The sequence below is a fragment of the Rhodococcus sp. LB1 genome, assembly GCF_001583455.1.
Taxonomy (GTDB): domain Bacteria; phylum Actinomycetota; class Actinomycetes; order Mycobacteriales; family Mycobacteriaceae; genus Rhodococcus_F; species Rhodococcus_F opacus.
In genome coordinates this window covers 1-4,011 of the sequence record NZ_LTCZ01000114.1, presented here as the reverse complement: position 1 = coordinate 4,011, position 4,011 = coordinate 1, and the positions used below count along the sequence as shown (strand labels likewise).

Annotated in this window: 3 protein-coding genes; all 3 read right to left on the bottom strand. The window is 64.4% G+C overall.

Annotated elements, in window-relative coordinates:
- Positions 1 to 369 precede the first annotated feature (369 nt).
- Positions 370 to 1,749: an MFS transporter gene (locus tag AZG88_RS18110; RefSeq protein ID WP_043943943.1), complete on the bottom strand. Its 1,380-nt coding sequence runs from the start codon at positions 1,747 to 1,749 to the stop codon at positions 370 to 372.
- Between the two features lie 202 nt (positions 1,750 to 1,951).
- Positions 1,952 to 2,746: a TauD/TfdA dioxygenase family protein gene (locus AZG88_RS18105; protein WP_061698477.1), complete on the bottom strand. Its 795-nt coding sequence runs from the start codon at positions 2,744 to 2,746 to the stop codon at positions 1,952 to 1,954.
- A 337-nt stretch (positions 2,747 to 3,083) separates the two neighbouring features.
- The gene (locus tag AZG88_RS18100) at positions 3,084 to 3,869 is read right to left on the bottom strand and encodes a GntR family transcriptional regulator (protein WP_005242742.1); all 786 of its coding nucleotides are present in this window, start codon (positions 3,867 to 3,869) and stop codon (positions 3,084 to 3,086) included.
- Positions 3,870 to 4,011 lie beyond the last annotated feature (142 nt).

The window sequence follows — 4,011 nt, the reverse complement described above, 5'->3', positions numbered from 1 at the left end:
CGACAACAATTTTGGGCAGTCTCCCAGCACACCGAACGGGCACACGACAACACCCCGACTCGCGGTGGCCGGGTCGGGTTTCGTAGTCGCGCATGCAAATGACGGTGCTTGCTGTTCGTCACCGACGAGATGCCGCATGCCGCCGACATCGAGGCGTTATGGCGCCTCGAGCGCGCGTCGCCAAAGTCGTGACCCCAGCTGAACGCTATCTGCGGTACCGGCCGACATCGAGCGGCCGCCTGACACGACGGACGCGCATGAACCAGCCCTCGAAGGCTGGTTCATGCGCGTGATGAGATCGAACATGATCGGCAGAAAGTAGGGCTGGAAGGCATCGGAGCCACCCGGGTGCGCCCGCGTCCGGATTCGTCAGGACTTGTCGTCGACGGAGCCGTCGGCGCTGGTCAGCGTGTCGATCGCCGCGATCCGGGCGCGATCACGCTCGGGATTGACGGTCAGCGCCATCACCACGGCGCCGAAGATCGCCACGACACCGAAGATCTGGAAAGCCGTCGTGTACCCCTCGGCGGGTGTAGTCGCCGTATCGACGAGGTGACCGGTGAGCCACGGGGCGAGGATGCCCGAGGTCGAAAACAGTGCGGTGAAGACGCCCAGGGTGGATGCGACCTGACGCTCCGGGCTGATGTGCGCCACCGCGACATTCATCAGCGGGTAGCTGGCCACGCCCGCTCCGTATCCCGCGACCACGAGGACCACGGCCAGCCACGCACTGTGCACCAAGGGGATGGAGGCCAGCATGACGCCACACACGAACAAAGCCACCACCGACACCATTCCGCGCGAGATTCGCACGCTCATGCCCCTGCCGGCGAGCCGATCGGTGATGAAGGACACCAACAACATCGACGCCATCCCGGTCACGCTCGGCAGCGCGAAGAGCAGTCCCGAGTCGACCCGGCCGAAGCCCAGCCCCTGCTCGAAGTAGGAAGGCAGCCAGGTGAGTATCACCGCAACCATGCCGTAGATGGCGAACATGCCGATTACCCCACCCCAGAAGGTGGGCAATGCGGCGATCCGCCGGAAACTCACCCGTTCCACCTTGCCGGTGGTACCGGCCTGGGCTTCCTCGCGCGCACTGCTCACCGAGTACGGCCCGTCCTTGCCGACAACCAGCCACACGGCAGCCCACACCAGGCCGACGATCATCAGGGTCCAGAATGCGGCCTTCCATCCATATGCCGCGACGATCACCGTGAGCACCGGCGCCATCAGTATCTTCGACAGCGACGTACCGGAGCTGACCACCGCGGAGGGAAGGCCGCGCTTGCTCTTGGGAAACCATCCGAACACCGCGACGTTGTTCAAAGCACCCGCGGGGCCTTCCGCGGCGCCGAGCAGCACGCGGCTGACGATCAGCGCGGTGAACGTGCCCACCAGCAGTACCGGGATCTGAACCAGCGACCACAGCAGGGCCAGAGCCAGCAGCACCCAGACGATGCGCACACGGTCGGCGATGAAGCCGCCGACCAGCCCGGTGATCACGAACAGGACGTAGAAGGCACTGCCCAAGAGTCCGATGTCCGCGTTCGACAGGCCCAGATCCTCGGACAGCGGCCGGGCGACGATCCCGAGTACCGCCTTGTCTGCGAAGTTGATCGTTTGCAGAATCATCACGAGGAACGTGATGCTCCATGCGGTGCGGGCAGTCGGAGCGCTCACCGCCGGGGCGACCCTTTTGCCGCCGTCGGCGGGGTCGTCTGCCCGTTCGGTGTCGCCCGGGAGTGCCATGAACACATCTTCTCCCTTCCTCGTCGTGATGCAAGCAGTCGTCCTCGGCACCTTCCACAACGGATCCGGGAATGCCGATCCACCCCGCGCTGCTGCCGTCGCGCTCACTGTGGAGCGATCGTTGTCTTGCATTTGTTGCTCCAATCAGTGCGCACTACGTCTGGATGTGCGCCATACGGTCGTGGGCTGGTCGTGGGCGCTCCTACGCAGGAACCTCGCCGCGGAGGGTGATGCGGTTGAGCACCCGTTCCTGGACGCCGTAGCCGTGGATCGCGTAGTGCATGGTGCACCGGTTGTCCCACATGACCAGGTCGCCTTCCCGCCAGGTGTGGCGGTAGACGTTGTCCGGGGTGACCGAGTTCCGATACAGGAACTCCAGCAACGGCTCGCTCTCCGATCGGGTCCACCCGTCGATGCAGGCGTTCTCCCGATGTCCCACGAACAGCGCCTTCCGCCCCGTCTCCGGATGCGTGCGCACCAGCGGATGCACCGCGGTCGGCGTGTCCTCGTCGGCGACATTGAGCATGCGGCCCAGCCGGATGCCACTGAACCGCACCATCAGACCGTTCAGGGTGTCTTTCATTGCGGGAGACAGTCGTTCGTACGCGAGATACTGATTCGACCACATCGTGTCCCCGCCCACCGGGGTCGTGATCGCCGACAACATCGAGATCTTCGGCGGTGCCGCGGTGAACGATCCGTCGTAGTGCCAGGCCTCGGTGGCCGTGGTCTCCTTCTTGACGTTCGCGACCTGGAAGATCTCCGGGTGCCCATCCAACGGATTCAGCATCTCCGTGACCACCGGCTCGCCCCACAACCGGGCAAACGCGATCTGCGCCAACGGCTTTACGTACTGGTCGCGGAACACGAGCGTGCAATGCTCCCGGAAAGCCGCACGCAGCGTCTCGAACGTCCGATCGTCCATGGGCTCATCCAGACGAACGCCGTCCACAGCGGCGCCGATGGATCCAGTCAGGGGGGTGACACAAGGCTTCACGAGGGCTCCTCGATTTCGGCTGGTTCTTCACGATTCGAATGACCGGCAAAGGCCGGATAAGTGGTGCCAGTCACAACGTAACAGGAATCACAATTTATGTCGACAACAATTTTGGGCAGTTCCCAGCACACCGAACGGGCACACGACAACACCCCGACTCGTTACGGTCGAGGAACGCCGGATACGACACGGCAATTCGGCGGATGCCACGGATTCCGTGCGCGGCACAGCGCACCGGGGGCTATCGAAGGCGGCGATTCCCCTTCACTGGTGCAATCGCCACGGCGAGGTGTTCGTGATGTACGGCCGTGCGGCATGGCCGCTACGGGGCCTGGAATCAGATTGCGCGCCGGTCTCCGGCGGGCTCCTCAGACGCACCGAGCTCGCGAAGTGCGGAATCACGGACGCTGATGATTCGTTGCTCGGCAAGTTCCACCGCGAGGTCGGCGTCCTGCTCGACGATCGCGTTGTGGAGCGCGCGCCAGCGTTTGGCGAATTTCGGCAGGTCGCGGGGCGTGGCGGCCAGACCAACGCGTACGTACCGAAGGGTCTGCAGGGAGACCGACTGCAACAACTCTGCCACGATGCGATTGCGCGAAACCTGTGCAACGGTGCTGTTCAGCAGAAATGTGGCGACCGCGTAGGCGTCGACCGACTCTCGCGCCCCTTGCAGCACCCGGGGCATGTTGGCGTCGAATACCGCCTTCAGATCCTCCGGCTGCTCCATCAATTCCTGGCGCAGCAACATCACATAAAGGGCGGCGCGAACGTCGAACAGATCGCGGACGTCGCCCGCGCACAGATCCGTCACCACCGCACCCCGCCGAGATTGGAAGTGCACGAGCCGGTCACGCTCGAGAATCCGCAGAGCCTCGCGCACCGGCGCGCGACTGACCTGGAGCACTGCGCTGATGTCCTGCTCGAGGAGGCGTTGACCCGAGTCCACATGGCCGAGTGTGATGACACCTGCGAGCTTCGCCGCGATCTGCTCGGCGAGGGACGCCGCCACACCGGCCGCCCCCCGATTCCGGAGCACGGCCTGCTCCACCGCGAGCATCAGCTCGTTCTGTGGAACCAGCAGCGTGGAAAGGTCCGGAAGATCCTGCGTCTTGATCCGACCCATCGCGAACCTTTCTGCCGTGTGCGGTCAATTCCTTCACAGGTTAGTCTGCCGCGAAGGCGCTTCGCGCCCGTGCGTGGTTGACGAGTCTCTGCACTCGCTAACCACGCACGGGCCCGGAGGGCCTACAGTGCCTTGAGTTCCT

Bases quoted from the DNA above. Each gene is read 5' to 3' on its own strand.
- AZG88_RS18110 (WP_043943943.1), bottom strand. From the start codon at position 1,749: ATGGCACTCCCGGGCGACACCGAACGGGCAGACGACCCCGCCGACGGC.
- AZG88_RS18100 (WP_005242742.1), bottom strand. From the start codon at position 3,869: ATGGGTCGGATCAAGACGCAGGATCTTCCGGACCTTTCCACGCTGCTG.